Raw genomic sequence first — 25,807 nt, 5'->3', positions numbered from 1 at the left:
CTATGAAATTTATCATTGCAATATTATTAGGATTAATCGTATCCATTACTATTGCTTTTACAATCATACATCATCCTATACTTGATCGTTTTAATCCTTTCTTAAAAACGGAGTATAGTTATGCCAAAGTGCCAAAAGGTACGCAACAATATGTTAATATTACGGCTTATAGTGAAAGAGGGGAAAAGCTTGATTATAAATTAACATTTAATGGATTTTCTCCTAGTAGAACGTATGTCGAAATAAAGCATAAAGGGCAATATGTCATATCGATCACATATGTTGAAAAAGAGGATACACCAAAAGAGGTAAGACAAGAATGATAGAATTAAAAGATTTAACCATACAAAAAGGTAATACACATATTTTGAAGAAACTTAATTTGAAATTTCAATGTGGAAAATCATATGCACTTATTGGTAAAAGTGGATGCGGTAAATCTACATTATTAAATACTATTGCTGGACTTGAAAAAACGGGGAAACAATATGTCTATTGTAATGGTCAATTAGAACAATTTAAATCTAATTTTTACAGAGATAAATTAGGATATTTATTTCAAAATTATGGATTAATCGATAATTTGACAGTAAATGAAAATTTAGATATTGGATTAGCATATAAAAAAATAAGTAAGAAAGAAAAAGAACAATTAAAGATACGTTATATAGAACAGTTTGGTCTGTCAAACAGTTTAAAAAGAAAAGTTCATACGCTAAGTGGAGGTGAACAACAACGTGTCGCTTTAATTAGAATGATGTTAAAAGATCCGATTGTTATGTTAGCTGATGAACCAACGGGTGCGTTAGATCCTAAAACAGGACAGATGATTATTCAATCATTATTTGATTTGGTCGATGAAAATAAAGTGCTGATTTTAGCAACACATGATATGGCTATTGCAAATCAATGTGACGAAATAATAGATTTAGAACAGTATAGTAAAGTAGCATCTATGTGATATCCAAAAGATAAAATTAAAAGCCAATCAATGGGAAATGTTGACTTCAACACTCCGTTTGATTGGCTTTTATAATGTGTTACTAAGTTATGAAAGTAACAACGGTAAACTGAAAAAAAGCAATATAATAATATTTAATACGATTAGTAATAAATGTAATTGATTTTTCGTTTTAATATAGCAAAAAACAATGACTAAAGATAACAACAATATCATGATTGCACCTGGGAAGAACCATAATGCTGAAGCTGTGTACCAAATCATTGGTAACGCCATAATAATAAAAGATATAAGACAAGAAAGGATACCAATAATATTATAAGTTCTAGTCAAAATTACACCTCCAATTTTCATTTTAAAATGACATGCGTAAAACAATCATTTTAAATACATCATACAATAAAATTAAATTGTGCGCTAGAAGAATTTGAAATTAAATTGAATTGGCTTGATTAAAAGGTGATTTTATAGAAGTTAATAAAAATGGTTATTTAATAGAAAAACATAATATTAAAGACATGGCTGATAAAATACTAAAGCTTGTTAATAATGATGTTTTAGCAGAGGAGTTTGGTTCGAAAGCGAGAGAAAACATTATAGAAAAATATTCAACGGAATCAATATTAGAAAAATGGTTAAATCTTTTCAATAGCTAAATGAAAAAATCCTAGGTATTCATGAGTACCTAGGATTTTTACGCATGATATATACAAAAAAAGAGAGGATAGTCCTCTCAAATAATAGTTAATAAAATTGTAGCCATTTCTTCCAGCTGTAACTACTAATACAAGCTAAGTTCATTACGATATGTATGATTTCAAATTCATAACCACTTACATATCCTCTTGTAAGTTTAAGTGTGAAGATTGAGCCTAACATAACACAAATATAAAAAACATTAACATAAGGCGTTAAAAAGCCGATAATAAGTGCTAAACCTCCAACAACTTCACCAATTGACATCAATACTGCGATGGTAGGTGGTAAACCTAAAGAGCCTAAGAAGTGAATTGTTCCATCTAAATCAACAAATTTCAAAGTACCATGCACTAAGAATGATGTTGCTAACATCCATCTAATTAAAAGCATACCTAATTTCATCATGTCACCTCCAACATTCATATTTTTAAAACATAGTCCAAATTATATTTGTAAACATGTGGAAAGTAAAGATTTTTTATAAGATTAATTATTAAATATTTATTAAATATTCTATTGTATTGAACAATTGTTGTAGAAAGATGTTTAAGTCATCAGTTACTTTTTGTATTTATAAATAAAGATTAGTACAGCATAGTGCAAAGATTATAGGGAAATGAATTAACTATTGCATCGCTATTTATGAATCGTAAACACTATTATGAAATTGCGAGAGTAGTATGGATAATTAGAATGATGGTTTGAGATAAATGAGTATTATTAACCAGTGCGTCATCTTCAAAATTAGAGGCCATTTGCTGTTTATAATAAGAAGATTTGATAATAAACTATGATAAGAAAAAATAATAGCATACCAAATATATCATAAACAAATTAAATGATAAAATAATAATGTAGTTTTCTATTAAAGTTGTTTGGAGGTAAATATGTGAATAGGAATATCGTTAAATTAGTTGTGTTTATGCTAATCTTAGTTGTAGCAGTAGCGGGTTGTGGTCAAAAAGATACTGAAGAGAAAACTGAAATGACGACAATAAAAGATGAATTAGGAACTGAAAAAATTAAGAAAAATCCTAAACGTGTTGTTGTATTAGAATATAGTTTTGCTGATTATTTAGCAGCATTAGATATGAAACCTGTTGGTATTGCAGATGATGGCAGCACTAAAAATATAACAAAGTCAGTAAGAGATAAGATTGGGGCATATGAATCGGTTGGATCTAGACCGCAACCGAATATGGAAGTGATAAGTAAATTAAAACCGGATTTGATCATTGCAGATGTTAGCAGACATAAGAAAATCAAATCAGAATTGAGCAAAATTGCTCCGACAATCATGTTAGTTAGCGGTACGGGAGATTATAATGCAAATATTGAAGCATTTAAAACAGTCGCTAAAGCAGTAGGCAAAGAGAAAGAAGGCGAGAAGCGTCTGGAAAAGCATGATAAAATATTAGCGGAGATTAGAAAGAAAATTGAACAGAGTACGTTAAAATCTGCATTTGCATTCGGTATCTCAAGAGCAGGTATGTTTATTAATAATGAAGATACATTTATGGGACAATTCTTAATTAAAATGGGTATTCAACCTGAAGTCACAAAAGACAAAACTACGCATGTTGGTGAACGCAAGGGTGGTCCTTATATATATTTAAATAATGAAGAACTTGCCAATATCAATCCAAAAGTTATGATTTTAGCCACTGACGGAAAAACGGACAAAAATAGAACGAAATTCATTGATCCTGCAGTTTGGAAATCATTAAAAGCTGTGAAAGATAACAAAGTTTATGACGTTGACCGAAATAAGTGGTTGAAATCAAGGGGGATTATCGCAAGTGAAAGTATGGCAGAAGATTTAGAAAAAATTGCAGAAAAAGCAAAATAAAAATACAGCGCTACTCGTAAATCATATAAGAGTGGCGCTGTATTTTTAATTATGTTTATTATCTGTCGGATGTGATGATTTACCTGAAAGTTTATTTCGAATAAATTTAATTACATAACCGACAAGGATTGTTTTAACAATTCTTTTAATGAATTGGCGCATCGTTACATACCTCATTTCTCTATATCTTACGAACTATATACCCATTCATATATGCTTTTTAAACGTCATTGTCACAATTTAATTTTTAGGGAATATAATATAACCATCTTTATCTGCTTTTTTAGTAAAAATGACAAAAATTGCATGTATTATTGAGATGATGGTAGGGATACCTGTCCAGAAAAATAATAAGTGAAAAAGACCTTGTCCAAATTTATCAGCATAAAATTTATGAATACCTAAACCTCCAAGAAATAATGCAACAATAACATAAATGGCTTTATTGACTTTCATTTGTAAATCCTCCTTAACTATAATTCTACTTAAATTCGTTGTGAAAACCAATATTTCTAACTTTAGAATTTTCAAACTTTCTAAAATTATAAGTATATCTTTTTAAAATAAGCTAGAATTTCTATATAATAAATGTTAATAACGTAAAAGGGAATGATGACATAGTGATACGTCAAGCACGTCCAGAGGACCGATTTGATATTGCGAAGTTAGTTTATATGGTTTGGGATGATATGGAATTAGAATTGGTAAAGCATCTACCTAAAGACATGGTATTAGATGCAATTGAAAAAAGCTGTGTTGATGCAACATATCGAACTTTTTATCAGCATATTTTAGTTTATGAAGTAGAAAATAAAGTAGCAGGTTGTATTATTAGCTATAGTGGTGAAAATGAATTGAAATACGAAAAAGCATGGGAACTACTTGACTTGCCAGAAGAAATAAAACAATATGGCACGCCATTACCTGTAAAAGAAGCTAAAGACGATGAGTATTATATAGAAACAATTGCGACATTTGCAGCATATAGAGGTAGAGGCATCGCGACAAAGTTATTAACGTCATTACTTGAATCAAATACACATGTTAAATGGAGTTTGAATTGCGATATTAATAATGAAGCAGCATTAAAGTTATATAAAAAAGTAGGCTTTATATCTGATGGACAGATTGAATTATACAAGCACATGTATCATCATTTAATTGTTAAATAAAAAAACTCGACAGTTCGATGTAAGTCGATTGCCGAGTAGTATCATTTTCTATTAAATGCCTGCAAATAATGCACTAATATAAATACCTAATGCATATAATAAACCGAAAAATGTATTTGTTTTACCAGCAGCAGCCATTGCTGGCATCATTGTAGGCGGTGTATCATTCTTCTTGAAACGTCTGATAACTTTAACAGGCATTGGGAATGATAACAACGCAAGTAAGTAAAATAATGAGCCACCAGGTTTAATAATGATCGTAAGTACAATAAAGGCATAAGCGATAAAGTACATGATTGCCATAAATGTTAAAGAAGCATTTTTACTTAATAGAATGGGTAAAGTTTTGCGACCACTTGCTTTATCTTTGACACGGTCGCGAATATTGTTAGCCATATTAATTAAACCGATAGTGATTACTATAGGTACACTTAACCAAATTACATAACTTTGAATATTGCCAGTTTGAATAAAGAATGCAATAACGATAATAAACATACCCATAAATACGCCTGAGAATAATTCACCGAAAGGCGTCCATGAAATAGGGAAAGGGCCACCTGTATATAGGTAACCAACAGCCATACATACTAATCCAACTGGTAATAACCAAAATGAAGAGTTAGCAGCTAAAAACAAACCTAATATTGCTGCTAAGATGTAAAATGCAATGGCTAATCGTAGCACAAGCTCTGGGCTCATACCGTTGCGAACAATGGCACCACCAATGCCTACAGATTCATGATCATCAAGGCCTTTTTTATAATCATAGTATTCATTAAACATATTAGTTGCTGCTTGAATAAGTAAGCATGCTAGTAACATGGCAATGAATAGGCTGATTTTAATATGATCTTCGCTACCAAGAAAATATATTTTAGATGCTGCTGTACCAACTAAAACGGGTACTACGGAAGCAGTTAATGTATGAGGACGCATTAAATGCCAATATTTCTTAACTGTAGAATATTGCTGATATTGATTACTCATTGAATACAAAACCTCTTTAAATCATATTTTTTATAACAAAGATATTTTAATAGAAAGTAGCATAAAGGTCAATTGACGTGAAAAATTGCAAGATAAGTTTAAGCAATTCTTGTAACACAATTATCCAAAAATGATACAATATAATAATGAGTGAAAAAAGACGAAGAAAGAAGTGAAATGGATGGCTACGGGCGTATTAGAGGACGATATTGTCAAAGAGATATATGGCAGCTCAAAGGAATGGGTTTCAGTTGAAGTGAAATTATCACAGTCACTAGACCCGAGCACATTATTTCATCTCACTGACAATGAGGCAGGAGATCGCTTTTATATGCGTTTGAATGATAATCGAACGTCATATTTTGGCTACAAAGCAATTCAATTATTCAAAAATAATTCTAAAAATAAACAATCTATTTTTAAAGACTGGGAAAAATTAAAACATAACATCACATTTATACATCCGCAATCTGAGAAACATCATCTTCGAGTTGTTGGAGGGTTCCAATTTTCAAGTCATAAATCAGATGATGAATGGCGAGAGTTTGGACTAAATCATTTTGTATTACCTGAAGTTTTAATTTCAACTGATAAAAATGGGACATTTTTAACTTATACAGTTAAAAGGGAAAGTTTTACTGTTGAGGCATTGAACGATTTAATGGATTTGTTCAACAATATATCGGACATAGATGTGGACGAGCAAATTGGGGAAATTACTAGAAATGAAGATATTTATAAAGATGACTGGCGTCAACTTGTAGTAGAAGCTATAGAATCTATTAATAATGAAGAAAAAATTGTACTAGCACGTAGACGGTTAATAAAGTTCGATAAAGATATCAGTATTCCATATATTCTAAAGCAAGCATATTCTAAAGAAAAAAACAGTTATATATTCTTGTTAGAATCACAAGATTCTATATTCTTTTCACAAACACCTGAACAATTAATAAAGGTCAATAATAAAATACTATCGACTAAAGCTGTAGCAGGTACAATTAAACGTTCACAAGATGAGGACGAAGATACAAAAAATGTTGAAGCATTTTTAAAAGATAATAAAAACTTAATCGAACATCGATTTGTTGTTGACAGTATTTTACATGATATTAAACCTTATATCACTGAATTACATTATGATAAGACGCCTAAAATTCTAAAAAATGATCATTTATATCACTTGTACACTGAAATAAAGGCGCCACTGAAGGATGATTCGTATATTAGTTTAATTGATAATTTACATCCAACACCTGCTTTAGGTGGCTATCCAAAAGAATTTGCGATGGATTTTATTGAACAGAAAGAATTTGGTACACGAGGATTATATGGTGCGCCGGTTGGCTATATAGATATATATGATGATTGTGAATTTATTGTTGCAATTCGTTCGATGCTTATTAAGAAAGCACAAGCAACTTTATTTGCAGGGTGTGGCATTGTTAAAGATTCTGATCCAGATAGTGAATTGGCAGAAACGAACCTTAAGTTCACACCAATGATGAATGCATTAGGAGTCGATATGAATGGGAAATCATAAAGCAGCTTTAACGAAGCAAGTTTTTACATTTGCATCTGAGTTATATGCGTACGGCGTAAGGGAAGTAGTTATCAGTCCGGGATCACGCTCAACGCCACTTGCACTTGCATTTGAAGCACATCCAAATATTAAAACATGGATACACCCCGATGAGCGAAGTGCAGCGTTTTTTGCAGTTGGGTTAATTAAAGGCAGTGAAAGACCTGTTGCTATATTATGTACGTCAGGTACAGCAGCAGCGAATTATACGCCTGCAATTGCTGAAAGCCAAATTAGTAGAATTCCATTAATCGTTTTAACAAGTGACCGTCCGCATGAATTAAGAAGTGTAGGCGCACCACAAGCGATTAATCAAGTAAATATGTTTAATAATTATGTAAGTTATGAGTTCGATATGCCTATTGCGGATGATAGTAAAGAGACCATTGATGCAATTTATTATCAAATGCAAATTGCTAGTCAATATTTATATGGACCACATAAAGGGCCAATTCATTTTAACTTGCCATTTAGAGATCCGTTAACACCTGATTTAAATGCAACAGAATTGTTAACTTCTGAGATGAAGATTTTACCGCACTATCAAAAAAGTATAGATGCATCGGCATTAAGACACATTTTAAATAAGAAAAAAGGTTTAATTATTGTAGGGGATATGCAGCACCAAGAAGTTGATCAAATACTGACGTATTCAACGATATATGATTTGCCTATTTTAGCTGATCCTTTAAGTCATTTAAGAAAATTTGATCATCCGAATGTTATCTGTACATATGATTTGCTGTTTAGAAGCGGCTTAGACTTAAATGTGGATTTCGTAATTCGTGTTGGAAAACCAGTGATTTCTAAAAAGTTGAATCAATGGTTAAAGAAAACTGATGCATTTCAAATATTAGTGCAAAACAATGATAAGATTGATGTCTTTCCGATAGCACCAGATATTTCATATGAGATTTCTGCGAATGATTTCTTTAGGTCATTAATGGAAGACACGACAGTTAATCGCGTAAGTTGGTTAGAAAAATGGCAACGCTTAGAGAAAAAAGGGCGTAAAGAAATTAAATGTTATTTGGAACAAGCTACAGATGAGAGTGCATTCGTTGGTGAATTGATTAAGAAAACATCTGAAAAAGATGCATTATTTATTAGTAATAGTATGCCTATCAGAGATGTAGATAACTTGTTATTGAATAAAAATATAGATGTCTATGCGAATCGTGGTGCGAATGGTATTGATGGTATCGTTTCAACTGCACTGGGTATGGCTGTGCATAAACGAATAACATTATTGATAGGTGATTTATCATTTTATCATGATATGAATGGACTATTAATGTCAAAATTAAATAATATTCAGATGAATATTGTATTATTGAACAACGATGGTGGCGGTATTTTTTCATATTTACCACAAAAAGAAAGTGCAACTGACTATTTTGAACGGTTGTTTGGCACACCGACGGGATTGGATTTCGAGTATACAGCTAAGTTATATCAATTCGATTTTAAACGTTTTAACAGTGTTTCAGAATTTAAAAATGCCACATTGTTATCTGAAACTTCGACGATTTATGAATTGATAACGAATCGCGAAGATAACTTTAAACAGCATCAAATTTTATATCAGAAATTGAGTGAAATGATTCATGACACATTATAATTACTATGAAGCAAACGTTGAGACCAATCAAGTTTTAGTATTACTGCATGGTTTTCTTAGCGACAGTCGTACTTATTATAATCACATCGATAAATATACTGATATCTGTCATGTCATCACTATAGACTTACCAGGACATGGCGAAGATCAGTCTTCAATGGATGAAACGTGGAATTTTGATTATATTACTACGTTGTTAGACCGAATTTTAGATAAATATAAAGATAAATCAATAACATTGTTTGGATATTCAATGGGTGGACGTGTTGCATTATATTATGCAATTAATGGTCACATCCCTATATCTAATTTGATATTAGAAAGTACGTCACCAGGTATTAAAGAAGAAGCAAATCAATTGGAACGCCGTCTTGTTGATGATGCACGTGCTAAAGTATTAGACATAGCAGGTATTGAATTATTTGTTAATGATTGGGAAAAGTTGCCATTATTTCAATCGCAACTAGAATTACCAGTTGAAATACAACATCAAATAAGACTACAACGATTGTCTCAATCGCCACAGAAAATGGCCAAAGCATTAAGAGATTATGGTACAGGTCAAATGCCAAACTTATGGCCGCGCCTGAAAGAAATTAAAGTACCAACATTAATATTAGCTGGAGAATATGATGAAAAATTTGTACAGATTGCGAAAAAAATGGCAAATTTAATTCCTAATAGTAAATGTAAATTAATTTCTGCTACAGGTCATACAATTCATGTGGAAGATAGTGATGAATTTGATACAATGATATTAGGATTTTTAAAGGAGGAGCAAAATGACTAACAGACAATGGGAAACACTTAGAGAATATGATGAAATCAAATATGAATTTTACGAAGGGATTGCTAAGGTAACAATAAATCGCCCTGAAGTACGCAATGCGTTTACACCTAAAACAGTTGCTGAAATGATTGACGCATTTTCACGTGCACGTGATGATCAAAACGTTTCAGTTATCGTATTAACTGGTGAAGGTGATTTAGCATTCTGTTCTGGTGGTGACCAGAAGAAACGTGGACATGGTGGTTATGTAGGTGAAGACCAAATCCCTCGCTTAAATGTATTAGATTTACAACGTTTAATTCGTATTATTCCAAAACCGGTTATCGCGATGGTAAAAGGTTATGCTGTAGGTGGCGGTAATGTACTAAATGTTGTTTGTGACTTAACGATTGCTGCTGATAATGCTATTTTTGGACAAACTGGTCCTAAAGTAGGTTCATTTGATGCGGGTTATGGTTCAGGATATTTAGCACGTATCGTTGGACATAAGAAAGCACGTGAAATTTGGTACTTATGTCGTCAATACAATGCACAAGAAGCTTTAGATATGGGTCTAGTAAATACAGTGGTACCTTTAGAGAAAGTTGAAGATGAAACTGTGCAATGGTGTAAAGAGATTATGAAACACTCACCAACAGCGTTACGATTCCTTAAAGCAGCTATGAATGCTGACACAGATGGTTTAGCTGGTTTACAACAAATGGCTGGGGATGCAACACTGCTTTATTACACAACTGATGAAGCGAAAGAAGGCCGTGATGCGTTTAAAGAAAAACGTGATCCTGACTTCGATCAATTCCCTAAATTCCCATAAGTTATTTTGAATATGATATTAAGTCACTTGCGTCGTTTATTAGCGACGATAGGTGGCTTTTTTATTTTATAAGAATTTAAAAGGGGCTTTTAATTAATTATCATAAATATAAGATAGTTTGAGAAAATTAATAGAGAAAAAATAAATGTTAAAGATTATTATTACAATCAAAAAACGAGCTGGTGAGAAATTGAATTCTCGCCAACCCGCTTTATGAAGTGAAATCATTTAAATTAGTTATACTAAGCGCTCATAAACGATTGGGCGCGAAGTGCCAATACCTTGTTTGGATGACGTTTGCATGAGGATATGCTGTGTATCATCATAATCAAGAATATAAATGATTTCTTCATTATCAATAGATGAAAATTTAATGCGTTGATGTGCCGTATCTATAAAAAGAATATGATATTGATTGTGACTTGTATCATCGCCATGACGTATACAAATTGATTTTTGTAATTGATGATTACTCCAATTACCAATGAATAAATTGATATTGGTTTGTTCTAGATGTGTGAGTTTGGTTGTGTCGTAAACTAAATTTATAAATTGTAGTTGATACATAGTTTTACCTGCCTTTAATCAATATCTATATTACTTTTTAGTAACCTATCATTGAACCATACCAGTTATAATCACGATTGAATGATAAATGTAATAGGCTTGAATCTGCATCTTGGATTGATAATTCTGTATCCCAAGGATTCCAGTAAATAAGTTTTTCTTGGTCATTAATTTTAGCATTACCAACAACTGCTAGGGCATGTCCTAAATGTGGATCATTAGGGTTTTGAGATACACTTTGTGCAAGAATCATAATTCCTACATTATCTTTTGTAAGTTGATCAACTTGTTCATATGATGGTACGCCTTCTTGATAATGAATATCTCTGCCTTGTGATTTACCGTATTCAATCATTTGATTAGGGAATGTTGAGCAATTAGGAAGGTCTTGCTCACTTACTTCAGGGTATAATGTACGCATAATATCATGTGCATTATAAGTGTCTGTATTTTTAGTTGCATTTAATAATGCTGCCATACTAAATCCTGCACACCATGAGTTATCGAATTGTTGTTCTCTAATTTTGAAGTTTTTTAATGTATTTTCATATTGAACTTGATCTTCTTGTATCGCTTCGTTTTCTTCAACTTTAGCAGGTGTTACTGTATTTTTTAACTCTTGTTTCAATTTTGATGAAACTGTTTTAGCACTTTCTTTTTCTTTTACATTACCAGGTAGTGGCGTAGCTTTTACTAATCTAACTTTGCCATCTTCTTCAAAATAAAATCCTTTTTCATCAGTAAGAACAGTGATATTTGAATTTTTATCTTTAATTTGGTCTAAATCTTTAGCGATGAAGTTTGAAATTTTAACACTGTAATTCATGTCTTCTTTTGATTTGTTTAAATCATCTTTATTTTTAGGGCTAAGTGTTAAAGTATAAACAATTTTACCGTCTTTTATAACTGGATAATAGTAACTATTATCTTCTTCACCATTAAATTTATAAATTTTAAAAGCTTCGCCAAGTTCATATTTACCAGTTTTTGCATTACTTTGTTTATCTAATGCTTTAGCATAACCAGCAAATTGTTGTTGTGCTAGATCTTTTACTTTTTGAGGTACTTTGTCACTCTTAACATTAATTTCTAGCTGTTTAGAGTGTGAATCGGCTTTGGCTTTATTGTTATTAGCAAATGCGCCTAGTGATAAAATAAGCATTGAAACCATTATGATGCTTATAATATTGAATACTCTAGATTTATATGAACTATTCATATAATACCCTCCATTTAAATCAAAATATTTTGCGTTGCTAAGACTTTGCTTCTATTTACTAAATCTAAATTAAGATGAAGTTTATGCAGCGTCAGGGTTGTCTGAATTATTGTTATCGCCATTGTCTGGATTATCAGGGTTGTTAGGGTTGTCCGGATTATTTGGTTCATCTGGGTTGTTAGGGTTATCAGGATTGTTAGGGTTATCAGGATTATCTGGGTTATTAGGTTGGTCATCGTTGGCAAAATGGATATCTTCAATATTTTGTTTTAAGAAGTTGCGTACATTTTCATTAATAAATACCGCACCATTAAATTCATTTGGTACACCGCCCCAATGAATTCCGATCACTTCATTTTTTTCATTAAATACAGGTGAACCTGAGTTACCACCAGTTGTACTTAAATCATATTGCATAGCTTCGCCTTTGAGGTAAGTGATTTTTCCTTTACTTTCCCACATTGTTGCTACAGGTTTATCACCAGGATATCCTGTTACAGTAATATTTTGGTTAACTTGTGTTTCAGCATTATTACTCATTGTTGCTGGTTTAACTACTTCACCAATATGTTTGTTTTGCTCATTAGGGGAGAATTTAACTATTGCTAAATCACCTTCGCCTGAATATTTAGTGATTTGTTCAGCAGTGAAACCACCATTTGGATAATTGTCTTGGTTAATTGCAGAAGGGAATGCTTTTAAAGCATGAGGATCACCGTGCGTAGCATCTACGACGTGTTTATTTGTTAAAAGAGTATCTTTACCTACAACTACACCGGAAGCAATAAATGTACCAGTAGGTGCTTCAACTTGAATATAAGTTACGGGTGCATAATGACCATTCGTTGTATCTGTGATTTGGTGACGATCGTTATTTGGTAATATAACATTTGCGTGTTCACGTTGTTCTAATGGTTTAAGGTTACCGCCTTTTTGAATCTTAGGTGTTTGCTGTTTGCTTGACTGTGATTGTTGCGGATGATTGTCCATAGCCTTTGAAGATAACGCGTTTGCTGCTGGAGAACTCACAAGTGTCGCTGTTGTCAAAGTTGCAACGAATAAAGAACTAACTTTTAAAAATTTACCTTTCATCTAAAAACCTCCAAAAAATTTATTTACAAGTTAAATATAACACTAAAAATTTTTAAGTCAATAAGAATATATAAATAAATTAAAAAGTTTTTGTAAAGATTAGAGTTTACAAAAACATTAAGGGAATTAAAATTGAATTGTATTATACTTTATTAAATTGAGTTAAATTGATAAGATCGTCAATTGTTTGCATTTATCTAAAAGAATAAATAAGAAAGGAATTGAGAGCGAATGGAAAGTATTTGTTTATAATAATAAATAGTAACTTTTGAATAATAATTGTTTGGCCAAAGGTAGATTAATATGAATGGTGATATATTATTTGAGTGCTTAAGTTTCGAAGAACAATTATAAGTTAGCATATTAAAACCTTTTGATAGAATCATTTTGAGTGAGGTGTTTAAAGGAGAGGAATATAACTCGGTAGTATTTACAGTCTCTATAGAGTATTATTTAAAACTTATAGAATATAAAAAACTGAACGTACTATGAATTTAGTTCACGACGTCCAGTTCAACATATCATTTTTATTTAGTATTTAAATATTTAGCAAGTCTCTTCATACCTTCTTTTAAAACATCCATTTCATAAGCATAGGAAATCCTTACAAATCCTTTACCGAATTCTGTAAAGGATGAGCCTGGAACGATTGCTAAATGTGTTGATTCAAGTAAATCGACACAAAATTCGAAATCGTCATCGGTGATATGTTTAATACTTGGGAAAATATAAAACGCGCCTTCAGGTTGAGCGGTAATCTCAAAACCTAATTTAGTTAATTCAGATACTAAATAATTTCTTCGTTCTACATAAGCTTCGTTCATATATTTAGGAGCTTCTAATCCTTCGTTAAGTGCTGTTATACATGCTATTTGAGCTGGAACATTGGCACAAATACAATTATAGGCGTGCATAAATGTTAATTTATCAATCAAATATTGAGGTCCTAATAGAAAACCAATTCTTATTCCGGTTGCTGAGTGTGATTTACTTAAACCACCAATTAATATTAATTGATCACGAATGTCTTCAAATTCAGCGAAGGATACATGTTTACCACTAAATGTATTTTCAGCATAAATCTCATCGCTAATAATAAATATCGGATATTTTTTTAATACATTTACGATATTTAAAACTTCATTTCTTTTTAAAACTACGCCAGTTGGATTAGTCGGATAATTTAACAAGACAGCTTTTGTCTTTGGAGAAATATGACTTTCTAATGCATCAGGTGTAATTTTAAATTGTGTTGCTGTTGTATCAATATAAATTGGTTTACCACCTAGTACTTCGATGAGTGGTATGTAGCCTGCATAAATTGGTCCCGGTATTATAATTTCATCTCCAGGCTCTATGATAGAACGTAACGTTGTGTCTATTGCTTCACTTGCTCCATTTGTCACAATAATTTCTTCAGGATCATAGGAAAAATGATAACGATTTTTGAAGTATTGACTAATTGCTTCGCGAGTTTCTAATAACCCTTTATTGTGAGAGTATGATGTCTTGTCATTGTTAATAGCATCAATATATGCCTTTTTCACAACATCAGGCATCGGGAAGTCTGGTTGGCCAATAGTTAAATTAACACAATCATCCAAATTATTCATACGATTTGAAAATTGGCGAATACTTGGTGCTCTTAAATATTTAGAATTAGAATTTAAAGAAAGTTTCATTTGTGACACCTCAAATATAAATCAAATATTGTCTAAAAATTTAGAAATTAATAATATCATAACATACTTTTAAAGCAAAAAAGGGTAAATTACTTAAGCTTTATTTGAAAAACGAAAAATGTCTAAATACACTGTAGTAACTACTTTTCAAAATGAATAAAGTGGTTACAGTTAATGTACTTAGACAGTATAAAATTAAGAATCTTTAAACTGTGATGGTCTTTGTAAATTAATTATTGGATTTGTCCATTTACAAACAAAGTTTGTAGATAATACATATACGATGATTACAGATATACTTATTAAATAAAGATAAGTCATTAATGATATAGGATTATCGAATGGGTACCATTCAAATCCTCTAACAATGCCAATAATTAAACCATGTAATAAATATACGTATAGCGTACGACTACCAATATAAGTATATAATTTTTTCTTTGTTGACATTAAATTTAGAAACGCAGTCATTGCGATTAATATAATTCCATATAATATAAGTCGTTTAAAAGGACTGAATATACTCTGTCCTTCATTTTCAAGTGAAGTATATGGTGAACTTCCCAATAACCAATCTGCATTGATAGGATGAATCACGTAAATGATAAAAAACAAAATAAAGGTAATGATAGATACTGGTATTAGTTTTTTATTTTTAAAAATAGCCGTATGTTTTTTGGTGAAAATGTAACCTAGGTAAAATATTGGGAAAAATACGATTGTCCTTGAAATGCTCAAGTAGCTATCGATGTTATCTGAAAAACCTGCTCCAATAGATATAATAATTGAAACTGATAGCACTTTATATGGATTAAATCTTCTAACTATTACTAAAATGACATGAAAGAAAAATAGCGTGATCAAAAACCATAACGCAAATACTGGGTTAAAAGGATCAAGTTGTAATTCGTCACTTTTACCTGTTAAGAAATAATATATTGAAAAGAATGCAAAAAATATCATATAAGGTACTATCAAACGTTTTGAAATTTTTTCTAAATAGTATGGTTTATCAATATTTTTCGCGAAATAACCAGATATAAACAAAAATGTTGGCATATGGAAACTATAAATAACTAGGTATAATGCTGATAAATATTTATCGCCACTAGTGTAGGGTTGTAACATATGTCCAAATACGACTAATAATATTAAAATTGCTCTTGCGTTGTCAAAAAAATAATCTCTCTCTTTTAATGAAGTCATATTTTATCTCCTTTATGTCCATAAGACTCTTACTAATTTATTATATTTTGTATTAGTTATGCAACAAATTTGTCTATTGTGTCGAATAGTATTGTAAAAATTATAAAAAAAGCATATAATATTATAAATAATATGTAGTGGAGTAGAACAACATGTATAAACAACTTGAAAAACTTATTACACTGACTAACAATGACTTAAACTTAGTGAATAGAAGATTTGGACAACGCACGGATATCACATCTGAACAGCTAGAACTTCTCCGTATTTTATTTAATTACGATCGCTTATCACAGTATGATTTGACGATGAAGATTAGCAGGGAACAATCTATAGTTTCAAGGTGGATTAAGAAATTAGTTTTGAAAGGGTACATCACAAGTCAACAATCTAGCGATGATTTAAGATGTAAAGAATTAATTTTGACTGATCAAGCACGTACATTAATTTCACAAATAAATAATGCACGTTGCGAATTGATTGAAGCAAGATGTCAATGTTTATCGGAAGTCGAATTAGACAATTTAAATCAATTACTTGATAAGTTAAATCAACGACGCATATCGTTGTAACACGGCAATAGCAAACACATAATTTAGTGTCATTGTGCACACAACAAAAATTGAATCATGAATTACAAGCAAAAGTAGCGGTGATTGTTAAAATTGATGGTAAACAATCACCGCTATTTTTGCTTGTGTATGTATAAAAAAGGGATCAAAGGTCATCCCCCATGATTGATAGTGGGGGATGACTTTTGATCCTATGTTCATGTTGCTTATTTATATTGTGGGATGTCGAAGTATTTGCCGACTTCGCCAATTTTATCATAGTAGCCTTTGATGATTTTAGCATTGATGTTAGCCCAATCTACATCTGTAGCATATTGGTGTGTTCCTGGATGTGCAGGATTCCATCTCATTTTGTAAAGTGTATTTTGACCAGCTTTTACATATGAGTTGCCGATGAATTTAGCACCACCAACGATTGCTTTTGATACTGTGTCCCAACCAGCTTGTTTAGCATATTTAATACCTTCACGTAAAGGATCGTTATCATATGCAGCAATACCAAATACGTTATGGTATTTCGTGTTTGAGTTAGTTACAACTTTGTTGTTCACTACATCTGCACCTTTCGCTAATTGAGAAGTACCGTTACCTGTTTCTAATAGGGCATGTGAGATAAGATAAACTTCATTAATGCCATACATTTGAGCAGCTTTGTTAAATGCAGCACCTTGGTTTTCTAATACACCTTTACCTTTTAAGAATTGATTAATTTTATCAATAGAAATATTTTGTGGTTGGTCTAAGCGTAAGAATTGATATTTTAATGCTGGATCTTGAGCTAAACGCTTCGTATCCATTGCATGCTTAACATCATTAAAGTTAGCATCTGTCCACTTACCTGGTACACGTTGTACTTGTGGTTTATATTGTAAACCAGCTTGTATTTGAGCAACTTGGTTTAATGTCATACCTGTTTGATTATACTTAATTAATTCTTTAGCTAAATCAGTTGATTTAATCCATGCTAATTTACCGTTAGATAATTTACCATAGTACCAAGTTTGTCCATTAATGACTTGTTCTTTAACAACTGCGAATGGTTGTTCATTAAATGCTTTTAATGAGTATTTAGCTGTATCAGAATTTGGTGTTACATAGTAATAACCATTACCATTTTTAATTACATAAGTGTAGTTATAATCTTTGGCAGCTGATGTAGTTGGTTTCACAGCAGTTGGTGCAGTTAAATCTTTTGCATTTACCCAACCAGTGCGGTTATTAATAGTACCGTATAAATAAACATCTTTGCCTACAGATACTTGTTTCGTTGCATTAAATGTACCTTGAGCAATGTTATTGCCTGTTAAAATGACTTGGTTTTTAGTACCCCAAGGAACCATTGATAAGCCGTTATTTGATTTATTAACAGTATATTTTTGAGTCGTTTTAACTTCTTTGCCTAAGTTTTGAACATTTAAGTCTTTTACATTGAACCAACCTAATGGGATGTTATGGCTTGTATTGTTTAATAATACATACGTTTCATTACCATGAGCACGCTCTTTTGTTACATAGAACGTACGGTCTGCATATTTCGCACCGTTTTTCGCTGTTTTTTCATAAACAGAAGCACGAATACCAGTGTTGTTTGGTTTAACTTGAGCAATCTTGCTAACTGTTTGAGTCGTTTGTGGTTTAGTAACAGTATAAGCTTTTACAGCTGTTTTTGGTTGTGCTACTGCTTTTTTAGGTGCAGCAGGTACAGCTAAATATGCTTTACTTACCCAACCAGATTTACCATTTACAGTTCCAAATAAATAGATAGATTTATCAATTTGTTGTTGCTTAGTCGCTTTAAAAGTTTGGTTACCTGTACCAGAAACCGCACCAGCTTCTTGTTTATAAGTGCCCCAAGGTACTGAATATAATTTAGTGCCTGGTTTTACTGTATATGTTTGCATTACATTTACAGGTGATTTTGCATTGTTATAAATAACGTCACCTTGTTTAACCCAACCAATTAAAGTTGGACTATTGTAATCTTTAACTAAGTAGAATTTGTTTCCACCTAGACTTGCTTCTTTTGTTACAGCAAATGTTTTTTGAACTTCTTTCGTTGGCTTACCAGTTTTGTCATAAACTGTAGTGAATAAGCCATTGTTTTTAGCATTAATTTGAGCAACACCGTTTAATGATGAAACTGTTAATTTATTATTTGTTGTAGGTGTTGATGGCTTAGGTGTTGGTGTAGGCGTAGGTTTAGCAGTATCAACTAAATATGCTTTACTTACCCAACCAGATTTACCATTCACAGAGCCATATAAATAAATTGATTTATCAATTTGTTGTTGCTTTGAAGCCTTAAATGTTTGGTTTCCAGAGCCAGACACACTACCAGCAACTTGTTTAGATGTACCCCAAGGTACTGTATAAAGTTTCGTACCAGGTTTGATTGAATATGATTGATTTACATTTACAGGTGATTTAGCTGTGTTGTAAACCACATCGCCTTCTTTAACCCAACCAAATTTATTACCAGAATTGTAATCTTGAACAAGATAGAATTTTTGATTACCTAATGTAGCTGTTTTAGATACAGCAAATGTTTTTTGAACTTCATTAGTTGCTTTACCAGTTTTGTCGTATACAGTAGTATATAAACCACTATTTGTTGGTTTGATTTGTGCGACACCATTGTTTGCAGCAACTGTTAATTTACCAGTTGATGGTTTCGACGGTGTTGTTGGTTTTGATGGTGTAGTAGGGGTAGTTGTAGATTGCGTACCCCATGGCGCCACTTTACCCATTTTTATTAAATATTTTTCATTAATTAAGTCATATAATTGATCATAACTATAATTATGACTTCTTAAATATCCATGTGGATCGGCATGGTCAGTACCACCTAAATATTTACTTACAGCGTAGTGAGTCCATACTGTACCATTTCCATCATACTCAGCACTGTCTGGTTTTAAACCATAATATTGTAATTGTGTAGCTGCATAGTCAGCATAGTTATTCATTGAACGTGCAAATGAAGCATAGTCGTGTGTGTGTACGATTTCAACATTGATGAATCTAGGGTTACCGACTGCACCGACACCCCAAGATAAGTAATCCGTTGGTGCTGTTTCGATTATACGATCCCCATCAACAAATGCATGTACGAATGCGTTTTGATAGTTATTTTTCATATAACTAATTTCACCATTTATCGTCGAACGATCATTAGCTGTATCATGAACTACGATACCTTCAGGACGACCTACGCCGTTACGGTATGCGTATTTAGGGAAGTAAGATGTATAATCTTCTTCAATTTTAGGTGCTTTTAAGTTATTTTTACGAATGTAATCGTTAATTGAAGAGTTTACTTGTGGTTTATATTTTGGCAAACTCGTTTTTGGTGTTGCAGCAACTGATCTTGGTTGTGCTGAAGCGCTAAATGTAGTTACTTTAGGTGTCGCTTCAGTTTTAGCTTTAGGTGCTGTTGTAGTTGCAGCTTTAGGTGCTGCGGCTTTATATTGCGTTTCAAGAGCTACAGGTTTAGCAGCTGATTTAATTAATTCTGGATTAATTTGATTTTCTGAATTATCATCTTCATCATCAACTAAACTATAACCAGCATTTGTAACATTAGTGTTAGTTTTAGGTGCTGTAGTGCTTGTTGACTTTGCAACAGGCTGCGTATTATTTGTAGTCGCTGATTGATTAGCACGAGTGTCACCATTTACTTGTGCAGTATCAACTTTTTGACTTACTTGAGCATTGCCTGTTTTGTTATTTGCTGTTTTTGGTTGGACAATAGCAGGGTCTTGATATACTTGAGTGCCAGAAATGTTTTGCGTTGGATTTTTTACCTCAGCTTTTGCTTGTTCAGTAGTTGCTTTAACTTTATTACTATCTAAAACGTTTTTATTAGTAGTTTGATCTTGTGTCGTCTCAGCTGCTTGAACTTGATGTGCAGTGACTGCTGAACCTACAAGCGTTAATGCAACCATTGATGGTAGTTTGTAATTGAATTTTTTCGCCATTCTATTTATTACTCCTAACATTTATTAATTATTACTAACATTATAGTACCTGTTTTATATACCTGTGCGTATTTAACCAATTTGTAATATACTCTTAATTTACATTTTCACTGTAAAAAAATGAAAAAATTTTTGAATCTCAATGGTGACGTGACAAATCAAATAGAATTGATGTCAATTTAAGAATTGGTTTATTACAAATGTTTCTAAAATAGATACAACTTTTTTTAATTAAGCGAGGTTAACTTTTTTGTCATTTCAATATGCTCGATGCCTTCCTCAAGAAATATATTACCTCTCATTTTAAAGTTTAAACTTTCATAAAATGGGATAGCATGACATTGGGCATTCATAGTAGCTACGTAAAAACCTTCATCTTTAGCTAATGATTCTACAGCTTGCATAAGTATTCTACCCATTCCTTGTCCACGATGTGATTTCATCACAGCTACTCGTTCTATTTTGACAGTTGTTTCATTAATAGGGCGTATTCGAGCAGTGGCAACTGGCTGTCCATTATCATATCCAATGAGGTGAATAGATTCAGATTCATATTCATCAATTTCACTTTCCTCAGGGACGCCTTGTTCTTCTACAAACACTTTCTTTCTTATATAGAAGCAATCTTCTAACATCTTTTGATTGTTTACTTTTGAAAACATAAAATTCCTCCACATCCTAACAAAATCATTTACATTTAATTTACTAATAATAACATAGAATAACGATTGTTATTTTCCTCAAAAATAATTAGACATAAAAAAGCTATAAAGATGATTGTTGTGAATCATCTTTATAGCTAATTAATTATTAATGTTATAGTGCTTCTTTTCTAATAATTGCTGTATATTGCCAAAAGATTCGCATTTGAGCAATATTCCAATTATTCATTCCCATTGTAAATCCTGAAGGCTTAAATATATTCACATCAGTTACTTCTAATGCTGCTGCAACTAAATATTGTAATGGAATGCTTAGTGATTTCATTGTTTCGGTAATGCCATTTTCATCATATACCCATGAAAATGGTAACTCTGATTCGAAAACATCAACACTATTGAAAATTTCAGGTAGGGCTAAAATATAACATGCACCATCTACAATAGGATTGTCGATACTATTTTTGTAATAAATTAGGAGTGCTTCATAGTTTTCTCGATGCTCATGATTGACGTAAAAAAATTCACTTCTAAAATGAGCCATATCTTGGCTATGAATGATTTGTTGTTCTAACATATTAAACATGCCATTTATATTTGCAATCTTTTCGTATGTTTTTCTACTCATGTATGATGCTCCTTTCATAAATAGTAAATGTTAATCGTCATATAATATTAATTTACAACACCATTTTGGTTATTTGAAGCTTGTGGCGCTTGTTGTGTGCCACCTTGATTTTGATTTAAGTTTTGATCTGTAGCAGGTTGTTGTTGATTGCTGGAATCACTGTTATTAGTTGAATCATTGTTCTCGTAAGATGTCTTATCTTTATCTGTCGTATCATTTTGTTCTTTTCTCAATAAACTACTATCTAAAGGCGTTAACGGTATTAATGAACCATAATGATTAATGACACGTTGATCTAAGAAATCATTTTTATCATTAATAGGTGATAATTCTAAGTCTTTACGAAGTAAGTTTGCATATTTTTGAATGCTTTCAACACTTGGATGATAATAGTAAATACCATTTAACATATCATCTTTACCTTTTAATTGCGCAGTTTTAATTTCAACATCATTTGTTAAGTACATTTTTGCTAAAGCTTTAATTTCAGAGTTAGTTAAATTATGCTTTGCATTTTTACCTACAATTTGAATCACGTTATCAAGTTTATCAATAGAATCAACTTCCTGTGCTTTTTGGAATAAAATCTTAATTAATTCCATTTGACGTTGTCCACGTTTTAAGTCTGAATCATGATGTCTAGTTCTAGCAACTGCTAAAGCCTCATCACCATTTAATTTTTGGTACCCTTTTTTAATTTTAATCTTACCAGTATCATCTGTGTTAGGTTCATTTAAGTCGTATGGCACATCATAGTATATGCCACCAAGCTCATTTACAGCCTCGACAAATGCTTTCATATTGACTCTCACATAATAATCAACAGGTACATTCATGGTAGCTTCTACCGAATCCATTGCGGCAATTGGACCACCATATGCATGTGCATGGGTAATCTTATCGTAATAGCCAACTTTAGGAATGTAGCTGATAGTATCACGTGGAATACTAAGCATTCTAATTTGATGTTTTGATTGATTAAAAGTAGTTAAAATCATAGCGTCTGATCTAGAGTGTTCAGCATCCTGTCCTTTTTTTCTTCTTCCATCGTTATCATCGATACCTAAGAAAAGAATAGAGATAGGTTGTTCTTCGGGATTGACTTTATTATCTCTTAAGTTGGATTGACGATTAGCATTTTTGCTGTCTTGAGAAGATTCGAATGCATCTTGGGACGTTTTAAAAAGTAACGTAGCGAAGACTATTGGAACAACAATGAGAACCAATGCTAGAAGGATCAAAAAGTATTTTAAAAATTTATTCATGATTGATGCTCCTATATTAAATTTTTGTTAAATCATAATCATAATTTTAAAATATAATTAGTTGAACGATATTTATACAACTTCATTACTAATACATTATAGCCTTAAATTGTAGTACTTTATAGTAAAAAATACAAATGTTATGTCAAAGTTCCTTGTAATTTGAATGTTTTGTTAAAATCAAAAAGCATTTTTAAAAATATAATGCGACTTTAGTATGATGTCTTAAAAAATTTAAAGGCGTAATATAAATTCGAGTGATTTATACAAAGTGATAAGGTATAATTAATTTTGTTGTATAGATAACATATTAGAAAAACTTATTACTATGTAGCGTAAAGCATAAATGAATGATAAGTTAATTTTTGTAAGTTGTATTATTAGGCATCTAGGTTCAAATTTTTAACGATTTAAATATATAAAATGAATACATTGTGAGGCAATTATCAAATGAAATTTAATAAAGTAAAACTAGTTATTCATGCGTGTGTACTATTATTTATCATTATTTCTATAGCGTTAATTTTTCATCGATTACAGACGAAGACACATTCTATAGACCCAATACATAAGGAAACAAAATTATCAGACAATGAAAAATATTTAGTGGATCGTAATAAGGAAAAGGTTGCGCCGTCTAAACTAAAAGAGGTATATAATAGCAAGGATCCTAAATATAAGAAAATTGACAAGTATTTACAAAGTTCATTATTTAACGGTTCAGTAGCTATATATGAAAATGGCAAATTGAAAATGAGTAAAGGTTATGGATATCAAGATTTTGAAAAAGGTATTAAAAACACACCGAATACGATGTTTTTAATAGGTTCAGCTCAAAAATTTTCAACAGGGTTACTGTTAAAACAGTTAGAAGAAGAACATAAAATAAATATCAATGATCCAGTAAGTAAATACCTTCCATGGTTTAAAACATCTAAGCCTATCCCATTGAAAGATTTGATGTTGCATCAAAGTGGATTATATAAATATAAATCCTCAAAAGATTATAAAAACTTAGATCAAGCAGTTAAAGCGATTCAAAAACGTGGTATTGATCCTAAGAAATACAAAAAGCATATGTATAACGATGGGAATTATTTAGTACTTGCGAAAGTTATTGAAGAAGTTACAGGTAAATCTTATGCTGAGAATTATTATACAAAAATAGGAGATCCTTTAAAACTTCAGCACACAGCATTTTATGATGAACAACCTTTTAAAAAATATCTAGCAAAAGGTTATGCTTATAATAGTACAGGACTTTCATTCTTAAGACCTAATATTTTGGACCAATACTATGGTGCAGGTAATTTATATATGACACCAACAGATATGGGTAAATTAATTACTCAAATACAACAATATAAATTATTCAGTCCTAAAATAACCAATCCATTATTACATGAGTTTGGTACGAAACAGTATCCAGATGAATATCGATATGGTTTCTATGCTAAGCCAACATTGAATAGACTTAACGGGGGATTCTTTGGACAAGTCTTTACTGTTTACTATAATGATAAGTATGTAGTTGTACTTGCATTAAATGTAAAAGGAAACAATGAAGTTCGAATCAAACATATTTATAATGATATTTTAAAACAAAATAAACCTTACAATACGAAGGGTGTTATTGTTCAATAATTAATATAGAAGATATAACATGTATATGGCATTAAGGCATCGACCTTATCTTACCAGTATACGAGTTATATCTTCTTTTTTATAGTGGTAAAAAGTTTAAAGTATAATGTTGAAGAAGGATGAGTTTAAAAATATGTGTTAACTGATAAAAGGAGAAAACATTTGATGAGTTGGCATCAGACTAAAATAAATGAAGACGAATACGTTGGTCCATGCGTGGTCTGAATGTTTTCTAAATCTAACTGGAAATGATAATTTAATAATGTACATTTTTGATTGTTTAAACATGTACAATTTTTAAAAACCTAGGGATAATTTTATTGACGTGAACAACATTGAGATTATCTTTAGACATAAATATGGATTTTGAAGTTACTATATTTATTAGTTGTGGTTGTTAATGTATTAATTGAATTGATTATAATGATTGTCTTATAAGATATAGAAGGGGACTTAACCATTTAAAAATTGAAGGAAAATAAAAACCAGCTAACAAAAGTGTTAGCTGGTTAAACTTTACATTATTAAAATGTTGTTTATAAGTGTGAAGAGTGACCGCCTTGCATAACCCAATATGTTCCGACAACGAAACAAAGTGTAATTACAAGAGCAAAGATAACTTTGAATGTTTGTAAACGTCCATCTTTACCTTCAGTTAAATGCATGAACATTAATAATTGAAGTCCTGCTTGGACGAATGCAAAGCCAAAGATAATTGTCAACTTCGCGTGGAATGTTAATGACGTGTATAGTGTTACGTAAACTGCTAAAAGCGTTAATACGATAGATGCGATAAATCCTACAGTATGTTTCATTAT

At 31.4% G+C, this 25,807-nt stretch carries 28 protein-coding genes; 13 read left to right on the top strand and 15 right to left on the bottom strand.

The window, feature by feature from the left end; translation table 11 throughout:
* The first annotated feature begins 2 nt into the window (after window positions 1-2).
* Window positions 3-323, top strand: a complete 321-nt coding sequence (locus HMPREF3247_RS08405; protein WP_000668628.1) for a YxeA family protein — start codon at window positions 3-5, stop codon at window positions 321-323.
* Entirely contained in the window at window positions 320-961 is a 642-nt protein-coding gene (locus tag HMPREF3247_RS08400) for an ABC transporter ATP-binding protein (RefSeq protein ID WP_000571174.1), read from the top strand. Before HMPREF3247_RS08405 ends, HMPREF3247_RS08400 begins: the two co-directional genes overlap by 4 nt.
* Window positions 962-1,048: 87 nt before the next feature.
* On the opposite strand, the gene HMPREF3247_RS14430 is transcribed toward HMPREF3247_RS08400, so the two are convergent.
* Complete coding sequence (locus tag HMPREF3247_RS14430) at window positions 1,049-1,339, bottom strand: hypothetical protein (protein WP_001795266.1); 291 nt, start codon at window positions 1,337-1,339, stop codon at window positions 1,049-1,051.
* Window positions 1,340-1,479: 140 nt separating this feature from the next.
* On the opposite strand from HMPREF3247_RS14430, the gene HMPREF3247_RS15090 reads away from it, so the two are divergent.
* Entirely contained in the window at window positions 1,480-1,617 is a 138-nt protein-coding gene (locus HMPREF3247_RS15090; RefSeq protein WP_001792054.1) for a poly(glycerol-phosphate) alpha-glucosyltransferase, read from the top strand.
* A gap of 88 nt (window positions 1,618-1,705) precedes the next feature.
* Here the strand turns inward: HMPREF3247_RS15090 and HMPREF3247_RS08390 are convergent, their stop codons facing one another.
* Window positions 1,706-2,062, bottom strand: coding sequence for a DoxX family protein (locus HMPREF3247_RS08390; protein ID WP_000766009.1), 357 nt, complete (start codon window positions 2,060-2,062; stop codon window positions 1,706-1,708).
* Between the two features lie 487 nt (window positions 2,063-2,549).
* Here HMPREF3247_RS08390 and HMPREF3247_RS08385 point away from each other — a divergent pair, with 487 nt between their 5' ends.
* Window positions 2,550-3,509 carry an ABC transporter substrate-binding protein gene (locus HMPREF3247_RS08385; RefSeq protein ID WP_001081351.1) on the top strand — a complete coding sequence of 320 codons (960 nt, stop codon included), beginning with the start codon at window positions 2,550-2,552 and terminating at the stop codon, window positions 3,507-3,509.
* A gap of 45 nt (window positions 3,510-3,554) precedes the next feature.
* On the opposite strand, the gene HMPREF3247_RS08380 is transcribed toward HMPREF3247_RS08385, so the two are convergent.
* On the bottom strand, window positions 3,555-3,686 hold the full coding sequence (locus tag HMPREF3247_RS08380; RefSeq protein ID WP_020978112.1) for an SAR1012 family small protein: 132 nt from the start codon (window positions 3,684-3,686) through the stop codon (window positions 3,555-3,557).
* A 63-nt stretch (window positions 3,687-3,749) separates the two neighbouring features.
* Window positions 3,750-3,965 (bottom strand): TM2 domain-containing protein, encoded by a 216-nt coding sequence (locus HMPREF3247_RS08375; RefSeq protein WP_000867357.1) that lies wholly within the window; start codon window positions 3,963-3,965, stop codon window positions 3,750-3,752.
* Between the two features lie 164 nt (window positions 3,966-4,129).
* Here HMPREF3247_RS08375 and HMPREF3247_RS08370 point away from each other — a divergent pair, with 164 nt between their 5' ends.
* On the top strand, window positions 4,130-4,681 hold the full coding sequence (locus HMPREF3247_RS08370) for a GNAT family N-acetyltransferase (protein ID WP_000620949.1): 552 nt from the start codon (window positions 4,130-4,132) through the stop codon (window positions 4,679-4,681).
* Between the two features lie 51 nt (window positions 4,682-4,732).
* Here HMPREF3247_RS08370 and HMPREF3247_RS08365 read toward each other — a convergent pair whose 3' ends face one another.
* Window positions 4,733-5,671, bottom strand: a complete 939-nt coding sequence (locus HMPREF3247_RS08365; RefSeq protein WP_000070970.1) for a 1,4-dihydroxy-2-naphthoate polyprenyltransferase — start codon at window positions 5,669-5,671, stop codon at window positions 4,733-4,735.
* A 150-nt stretch (window positions 5,672-5,821) separates the two neighbouring features.
* On the opposite strand from HMPREF3247_RS08365, the gene HMPREF3247_RS14950 reads away from it, so the two are divergent.
* The 5 genes from HMPREF3247_RS14950 to menB are packed head-to-tail and all read left to right on the top strand — an operon-like array spanning window position 5,822 to window position 10,478.
* Window positions 5,822-5,926, top strand: coding sequence for a hypothetical protein (locus tag HMPREF3247_RS14950; protein ID WP_001791731.1), 105 nt, complete (start codon window positions 5,822-5,824; stop codon window positions 5,924-5,926).
* Entirely contained in the window at window positions 5,880-7,214 is a 1,335-nt protein-coding gene (locus tag HMPREF3247_RS08360; protein WP_223223602.1) for an isochorismate synthase, read from the top strand. Before HMPREF3247_RS14950 ends, HMPREF3247_RS08360 begins: the two co-directional genes overlap by 47 nt.
* The gene (gene menD, locus HMPREF3247_RS08355) at window positions 7,201-8,874 is read left to right on the top strand and encodes a 2-succinyl-5-enolpyruvyl-6-hydroxy-3-cyclohexene-1-carboxylic-acid synthase (protein ID WP_000526688.1); all 1,674 of its coding nucleotides are present in this window, start codon (window positions 7,201-7,203) and stop codon (window positions 8,872-8,874) included. The genes HMPREF3247_RS08360 and menD overlap by 14 nt, the downstream gene beginning before the upstream one ends.
* Complete coding sequence (menH, locus tag HMPREF3247_RS08350) at window positions 8,861-9,664, top strand: 2-succinyl-6-hydroxy-2,4-cyclohexadiene-1-carboxylate synthase (RefSeq protein ID WP_000150222.1); 804 nt, start codon at window positions 8,861-8,863, stop codon at window positions 9,662-9,664. The genes menD and menH overlap by 14 nt, the downstream gene beginning before the upstream one ends.
* Complete coding sequence (menB, locus tag HMPREF3247_RS08345; RefSeq protein WP_000184947.1) at window positions 9,657-10,478, top strand: 1,4-dihydroxy-2-naphthoyl-CoA synthase; 822 nt, start codon at window positions 9,657-9,659, stop codon at window positions 10,476-10,478. Before menH ends, menB begins: the two co-directional genes overlap by 8 nt.
* A 237-nt stretch (window positions 10,479-10,715) precedes the next feature.
* On the opposite strand, the gene sspC is transcribed toward menB, so the two are convergent.
* The 5 genes from sspC to HMPREF3247_RS08320 form a co-directional block, all read right to left on the bottom strand.
* On the bottom strand, window positions 10,716-11,045 hold the full coding sequence (sspC, locus tag HMPREF3247_RS08340; protein ID WP_000284457.1) for a staphostatin B: 330 nt from the start codon (window positions 11,043-11,045) through the stop codon (window positions 10,716-10,718).
* Between the two features lie 37 nt (window positions 11,046-11,082).
* Window positions 11,083-12,264, bottom strand: a complete 1,182-nt coding sequence (gene sspB, locus HMPREF3247_RS08335; RefSeq protein WP_001089095.1) for a cysteine protease staphopain B — start codon at window positions 12,262-12,264, stop codon at window positions 11,083-11,085.
* Window positions 12,265-12,345: 81 nt separating this feature from the next.
* Complete coding sequence (sspA, locus tag HMPREF3247_RS08330; protein WP_000676528.1) at window positions 12,346-13,356, bottom strand: Glu-specific serine endopeptidase SspA; 1,011 nt, start codon at window positions 13,354-13,356, stop codon at window positions 12,346-12,348.
* Window positions 13,357-13,883: 527 nt separating this feature from the next.
* Window positions 13,884-15,038, bottom strand: coding sequence for an aminotransferase class I/II-fold pyridoxal phosphate-dependent enzyme (locus HMPREF3247_RS08325; RefSeq protein WP_000777577.1), 1,155 nt, complete (start codon window positions 15,036-15,038; stop codon window positions 13,884-13,886).
* Between the two features lie 195 nt (window positions 15,039-15,233).
* Window positions 15,234-16,244: an acyltransferase family protein gene (locus HMPREF3247_RS08320; protein WP_000202433.1), complete on the bottom strand. Its 1,011-nt coding sequence runs from the start codon at window positions 16,242-16,244 to the stop codon at window positions 15,234-15,236.
* Window positions 16,245-16,396: 152 nt separating this feature from the next.
* On the opposite strand from HMPREF3247_RS08320, the gene HMPREF3247_RS08315 reads away from it, so the two are divergent.
* Window positions 16,397-16,816: a MarR family transcriptional regulator gene (locus HMPREF3247_RS08315; RefSeq protein WP_000278012.1), complete on the top strand. Its 420-nt coding sequence runs from the start codon at window positions 16,397-16,399 to the stop codon at window positions 16,814-16,816.
* Window positions 16,817-16,842: 26 nt separating this feature from the next.
* Window positions 16,843-16,953, top strand: a complete 111-nt coding sequence (locus HMPREF3247_RS08310) for a hypothetical protein (protein WP_001788579.1) — start codon at window positions 16,843-16,845, stop codon at window positions 16,951-16,953.
* A 69-nt stretch (window positions 16,954-17,022) separates the two neighbouring features.
* Here HMPREF3247_RS08310 and atl read toward each other — a convergent pair whose 3' ends face one another.
* The 4 genes from atl to HMPREF3247_RS08290 form a co-directional block, all read right to left on the bottom strand.
* Window positions 17,023-20,793: a bifunctional autolysin gene (atl, locus tag HMPREF3247_RS08305; RefSeq protein ID WP_001074561.1), complete on the bottom strand. Its 3,771-nt coding sequence runs from the start codon at window positions 20,791-20,793 to the stop codon at window positions 17,023-17,025.
* 227 nt (window positions 20,794-21,020) lie between these two features.
* Window positions 21,021-21,455, bottom strand: a complete 435-nt coding sequence (locus tag HMPREF3247_RS08300; RefSeq protein ID WP_000491985.1) for a GNAT family N-acetyltransferase — start codon at window positions 21,453-21,455, stop codon at window positions 21,021-21,023.
* A 154-nt stretch (window positions 21,456-21,609) separates the two neighbouring features.
* The gene (locus HMPREF3247_RS08295) at window positions 21,610-22,080 is read right to left on the bottom strand and encodes an osmotic stress response protein (protein ID WP_000088431.1); all 471 of its coding nucleotides are present in this window, start codon (window positions 22,078-22,080) and stop codon (window positions 21,610-21,612) included.
* A gap of 47 nt (window positions 22,081-22,127) precedes the next feature.
* Entirely contained in the window at window positions 22,128-23,345 is a 1,218-nt protein-coding gene (locus HMPREF3247_RS08290) for a polyisoprenyl-teichoic acid--peptidoglycan teichoic acid transferase (protein ID WP_001031979.1), read from the bottom strand.
* Window positions 23,346-23,795: 450 nt separating this feature from the next.
* On the opposite strand from HMPREF3247_RS08290, the gene fmtA reads away from it, so the two are divergent.
* Complete coding sequence (gene fmtA / locus HMPREF3247_RS08285; protein WP_000671245.1) at window positions 23,796-24,989, top strand: teichoic acid D-Ala esterase FmtA; 1,194 nt, start codon at window positions 23,796-23,798, stop codon at window positions 24,987-24,989.
* A gap of 536 nt (window positions 24,990-25,525) precedes the next feature.
* Here fmtA and qoxD read toward each other — a convergent pair.
* Window positions 25,526-25,804: a cytochrome aa3 quinol oxidase subunit IV gene (qoxD, locus tag HMPREF3247_RS08280; protein WP_001797236.1), complete on the bottom strand. Its 279-nt coding sequence runs from the start codon at window positions 25,802-25,804 to the stop codon at window positions 25,526-25,528.
* Window positions 25,805-25,807 lie beyond the last annotated feature (3 nt).

This window comes from Staphylococcus sp. HMSC36A10 (assembly GCF_001838845.1).
Taxonomy (GTDB): domain Bacteria; phylum Bacillota; class Bacilli; order Staphylococcales; family Staphylococcaceae; genus Staphylococcus; species Staphylococcus aureus.
Note: the sequence above shows the minus strand (reverse complement) of the source record. Positions and strands in the feature narration are given on the sequence as shown.